Here is a 1503-nt window from a genome sequence, read left to right as displayed (position 1 = left end):
CACGCGGCAACACCACCCGCCATTACTACGATGCCGCCGGCCAGCTGCGTTACACCGTCAATGCGCTGGGTGAAGTGCGCCAGCTGGATTACACCGCGTTTGGGGAAGTCTGCCGCACGACGGTCTATACGCAACGGCTGGGTAATCTCAATGGTTTGAACGGCGGGCTGCTGACCGACGCCATCCAGCAAACCTTGACGGCATTGGCGAATGCCAACGAGGACAAGACCAGCCGTATCAACTACACCCTGCGCGGTCTGGTCAAAGAAGCCCTCGACAGCCTGGGCAAGTCCACCCGCACGACCTATACCGCCTTCGGCGAAGTGGACCGGCTGGTCAGCCCGATCGACGCAGGCAGGGTCACGACCACGCATTTCCAATACGACGCCCGTGGCAAGCTGATCTCAACCCGGCAGGATGAGGGTGGCCTGAATCTGATCACGGCCACCGACTACGACGCCTTCGGTCGCGCCACCGCCCTGACGGACGCCAGCGGCAACACCACGCGCATGGAATACGACCGCCTCGGTCGCAAGGTGGTCGTCACCAACCCGCTTAACGCCAGACAAAGCACGGTCTACGACGCCTTTGACCGCGTACTCAAGCAAACCGATGCGCTGGGGCATGTGACCACCACCGCGTACGACACAGCCACCCGTCGCATCACCGTCACCACGGCCGATGGGGTGAAGACCAGCAGCGAACGCAACCGGCATGGGGAAGTGGTCAAGCTCACTGACGGCAATGGCAACACCACCACCTACCAGTACAACGCCGACGGCAAACTACAAAGCAGCACCGATGCCCTGGGCAACACGAGTCGCAAGGCTTACGACAGTGTCGGCAATGTCATCAGCACGACCGACGCCAACGGTACGGTCACGCAATACCAGTACGACGCCGCCAACCGGCAACTGCAAAAGCAGATCGACCCCACGGGCTTGAACCTCACCAGCCGCGTCACCCTGGATGGTCAGGGCCGCACGGTGACCAGCATCGACGCCAATGGCGTCATCACCCGTAACCACTTCGACCGCAAGGGTCAGCTGACGGCGGTGGTGGTGGACGAGGGGGGGCTCAAGCTACGCACCGAGTACCGCTACGACGACCAGGGCAATAAGCTCAGTGTCACCGAAGGCGCGGGTTCCCCAGCCGCCAAGACCACCCAGTATGAATACGACAAGCTGGGCCGGCGGATCAGTGAAACGGTCGACCCAACAGGGCTGAAGCTCACCACGCGTTACGACTACGATGCCGTCGGCAATGTGGTGGCGAAGTGGGATGCCCAGCGCAACGCCACCCGCTTTGCCTATGATGCCGTGGGTCGGCAACGCTACAGCATCAATGCCCTCGGTGAAGTCACCGAGAAGCAATATGACGCCGCAAGCCGGTTGACCCGTACCACCCAATACGCCAAAGCGATTCCCAACCCGATGGTGGGTGAAGCCGAACTCAACGCGCTCCTGCGTACAGATCCTTACGCCAAGGACACCGCCAACCGCA

At 61.8% G+C, this 1503-nt stretch carries 1 protein-coding gene; it reads left to right on the top strand.

All coding sequences use genetic code 11. The annotated features are described in order from the left end of the window. Window positions 1–1503 (top strand): RHS repeat protein (locus tag CSQ89_RS21465; protein WP_143747133.1); only part of this gene is annotated, 1503 nt, incomplete at both ends.

This window comes from Chitinimonas sp. BJB300, from assembly GCF_002735695.1.
GTDB lineage: Bacteria > Pseudomonadota > Gammaproteobacteria > Burkholderiales > Chitinimonadaceae > Chitinimonas.
The sequence above is the reverse complement of the archived record's forward strand: the minus strand, read 5'-3'. Positions and strand labels throughout refer to the sequence as shown.